Origin of the sequence: Planktothrix sp. FACHB-1355 (assembly GCF_014748295.1) — a bacterium.
Classification (GTDB): domain Bacteria; phylum Cyanobacteriota; class Cyanobacteriia; order Cyanobacteriales; family Aerosakkonemataceae; genus Aerosakkonema; species Aerosakkonema funiforme_A.
The window spans coordinates 1-3591 of record NZ_JACJUP010000744.1; the positions used below are offsets into that span (position 1 = coordinate 1).

General features: G+C 48.6%; 4 protein-coding genes and 1 pseudogene. 2 read left to right on the forward strand and 3 right to left on the reverse strand.

The features are described 5' to 3' along the window. The coding region (locus tag H6S82_RS24130) for a hypothetical protein (RefSeq protein ID WP_191056827.1) at positions 1–742 on the forward strand (742 nt) is incomplete at its 5' end. Between the two features lie 214 nt (positions 743–956). Further along, a complete protein-coding gene (locus tag H6S82_RS24135) occupies positions 957–1172 on the forward strand; it encodes a hypothetical protein (protein ID WP_190470718.1) in 216 nt (71 codons plus the stop codon). A gap of 88 nt (positions 1173–1260) precedes the next feature. On the opposite strand, the gene H6S82_RS24140 is transcribed toward H6S82_RS24135, so the two are convergent. The 3 genes and pseudogenes from H6S82_RS24140 to H6S82_RS24150 form a co-directional block, all read right to left on the reverse strand. Then, a complete protein-coding gene (locus tag H6S82_RS24140; RefSeq protein ID WP_190470721.1) occupies positions 1261–1683 on the reverse strand; it encodes a TerB family tellurite resistance protein in 423 nt (140 codons plus the stop codon). A gap of 104 nt (positions 1684–1787) precedes the next feature. Beyond that, the gene (locus H6S82_RS24145) at positions 1788–3164 is read right to left on the reverse strand and encodes a 16S rRNA (cytosine(967)-C(5))-methyltransferase (RefSeq protein ID WP_190470724.1); all 1377 of its coding nucleotides are present in this window, start codon (positions 3162–3164) and stop codon (positions 1788–1790) included. Between the two features lie 144 nt (positions 3165–3308). Continuing rightward, a pseudogene (locus H6S82_RS24150) lies at positions 3309–3591 on the reverse strand (adenylate/guanylate cyclase domain-containing protein); the annotation flags it as partial.

Genomic DNA, 3591 nt, shown 5'->3' on the forward strand with positions numbered 1-3591 from the left:
CCAACGTCGCCGCCGTCGCTATTCCCAGGTGACGGAAACAAAATATATCAGCGATAGTTCTCCCGCACCGCGCCGCGTTCGATCGGAAAGACTGCGACGGCGTTCCTACACCGCCGATACCAATTCGGCACCCACACAGCCGGTCAGGCAGTCTCGTCGGCGTTCCTACACCGCCGATACCAATTCGGCACCCACACAGCCGGTCAGGCAGTCTCGTCGGCGCTACTACACCGCCAATACCAATTCGGCACCCGCACAGCCGGTCAGGCAGTCTCGTCGGCGCTACTACACCGCCGATACGAACGCCGCCCCAGCAACATATCGTGCAGAGCGATCTCGCCGTCGCACAGTACAGCAATATACCGCTCAATCAGAAGCACCGCGTCGTCGCACAGTACGGCAGTATACCGCGCAATCGCAAGCTCCTCGTCGTCGCACAGAACAATATAGCAATAAGTCGGAGCCGCGTCGTCGCACGGTACAGCAGTACAATGCTGTCTCGGAAACTCCTCGCCGTCGCACGGTAAGGCAGTACAGCGCTCAATCAGAGTCGTCTCGGCGAACTCGGCGTTACTCCACCCCATCCTATACTGCTGCCGCCCCGGTACGGTCTCGATCGGAACGCCGTCGAGTCCAACGCGCTTCCTCGGCATCTCGATCGATACAGAGACAGGCACCGACTCTTGCCAGACCTCTACCGGCAGCCGCTCCCCCTACTATTGAACTGAACACTCACCGCTAAGGTCGAGAAAGAGTGGGGGAGTGGGGGAGCGGAAGAATTTAATTTTCGCTTTTCCCTCTTCCCTAACCCCTAACCCCGACGCCCTTTCCCTCTCCCCCTAATGATATGGATACAAGCAGACACCATCATACTGCGATCGAACTTGGGGGGGATGGATAATTTTACTCATTTTCTCTACCCTGTAAACAGAGATTAATTCGGGAGTTAATAACAGATGAACATACTGATGGAAGCCGCCACCAATACCCCTCATTTTCCAGTATCTTTTACAGCGGTCTATGTTGTTGGTTTTATCGCCGCTGTAACTATTGGCTCGATCGCCTGGTACAATTCCAAGCGTCCCGTAGGTTGGGAAGACAAAGAGCGCCCCAGCATTGTGCCGGAAGTTAAAAAGGATGAAACTCCAGGCATCGGCACACCTAGAAGCTAATCGGTAATAGGTAATGGCGAATGGCAACCTGTAAAGAAAAATTCCGCGCTCGCCAATTACCAATTACCCATTATCAACTAGCTCATAGCTAATTGTATCGATCGACCCAGCGGCGATACAGCTTTTGAATCTCTCCTAGCACGCGACTTTGAATTGGCTGGGGCGATTCGTTGCCTGGGTCGAGCTGCTGTAGCATAGTTAACAGTTTGGCTTCTTCATTAGCGACTTCGCCATCGCTGTAAATTAAAGCGCTGATGGCTTCGATCAAGTCTTGGCATTGTTGGGAGGTGGGGCGATCGCCTAAATACTCTTCCACCCACCGATAACACTCCTTCGGCTCTACTGACCGGAATTCATACAGCAAAGGTTTAATCTCCGGATCGTCGGCAACTCCCTTTTCTTTTGCTACTCGGTGCAGATATTCCCGTTCCTCCGGTTGAATTTTACCGTCAATCCAAGCAGCGCCGATGAGAATTTTAACGAGATTTTTGACGTTGGAGTTAGCAATCATTGGCTTTTCCCCTAAACTGATCCGTTCCTCACCCATCATTACTCAAAACTATTGCTAACCGCCTTTTTTTATTTTGACTTTTGAATGATTGACTTTTGACTTTTCTAGTCCCCAGTCCCTCTCTTTAAACGCACCATAAAAAAGCCGTCCATTTGATGTCGGTGGGGCCAAACTTTTATCCACCCAGCAGGTAATCTCAAGTCCATCAGCGGTGAATTGGAGGGTGGTGGTTCAATTTGCCAGCTTGGGCGATGGGAAAGAAATGCTTCTACGACACTTTCATTCTCTAAAGGATGCAGGGTGCAAGTTGAATAGACGAGGATGCCACCCGGCTTGACGTAAGCGGACGTTTTATTTAACAATTCTGTTTGCAGAGTCGAAAGTTGTCGCACTGTTTCGGGAGTTTGTCGCCAACGCGCATCCGCATGGCGATGCAGGGTTCCCAAACCGGAACAGGGTACGTCTAGTAAAACTCGATCGGCTAAATTAATAAATTGAGGTAGGTTGCAGCTATCTCCCGTACAAATTTCGATCGACTTTAAGCTGAGGCGTTGCGCGTTTTGTTTGAGTTTTTTCAGGCGGGAGGAAGTACGATCGCACGCCCACACCTTCCCTTTGTCTTGCATCAATTCTACAATGTGTGTAGTTTTTCCTCCCGGTGCCGCACAAGCATCAATAACGATTTCTCCCGGTTGGGGATCTAATAAATGCGTCACCATTTGGGCGCTGCTATCTTGCACCGTCCACCAACCCTCTTGGAAACCGGGCAGATTTTGAATTGCACCGCTGCTACCAATTAATCTCAAAGCTTGCGGTAAGTGAGGAACGCGCCTTACTAGAATATCAGCTTTTAGCATCGCTGCTTCCACTTGTGCGATCGAAGTTTGCAAAGGATTTATCCGCAAGTCAATTGACGGCGGTTGGTTCATCCATTCGCAAAGCAGTTCGGTTTCCTCTTCTCCCAATTGTTCTAACCACAGTTGCACAATCCAATCTGGGTAGCTGTGCAAAATTCCCAATCTTTCTACAGGATCTTTTGATAACTGTAAGGGATTTTGCTGGCTAATTTCCGATTCCCCTTCATTTTTAACTGTCAAACGGATGTATTGGCGCAATAAACCGTTGACAAAACCGCTAAGTCCTGCCAATCCGTTTTCTTTAGCTAATTCAACAGTGGTATTTACAGCAGCTGAAGGGGGAATGCGCTCTTCGTAACGCAGTTGATATAAACCTAAATGTAGAATTGCGCGTAAGTCTGGCGCTTGTTTGCTGGCAGGTTTTTTGCCCAGTCGATCGATCAGGGCGTCCAGAGTTCGTTGCCTTCTCACGCTGCCATACACTAATTCTGTCATCAACCCTCGATCGGCATCGCTTAAATCTGCCTGACGTAAGATGCGATCGAGCGCCACATCGGCAAAAGCGCCTCGATGAACGTCTCGCAGAGTCAGAAAAGCTAATTGACGCGGATTTTGCTTGCTCATAATAGGAGCAAATGTAGTGAGGGACACCCTGTACTATTGCTATACAATGCGATCGCAACCATTCTCGATCGTAACTTAACAAACACTTCTTCTTAAGGATATCGCAGAATCGCAGCGCGTGTGTGGCAAAATTCTTCTTTTTTCTTACGAAGAACTTTTGTAAATTTCCTCTAGCTTCTCTTTTACAGATGGGGGGATGAAAGTAAAATGAATGTAAAAATTTCCCTTTTCCGCTTGCGCTTCCAAAACTTTTGCGTAAATATCTTCTTCTCCCACTCTCCCATCATTTGGAGCTAACAATTTTAACCTGATATTAGTCATTGGCGGCGGCATTTCATCGCCTTCTCCATTAGTATTGCTAACTTTAGCTTCTTTTGCAGATAATTCGACTAATGTCCCGTTCCATACATTACTGCTAATATGCTTA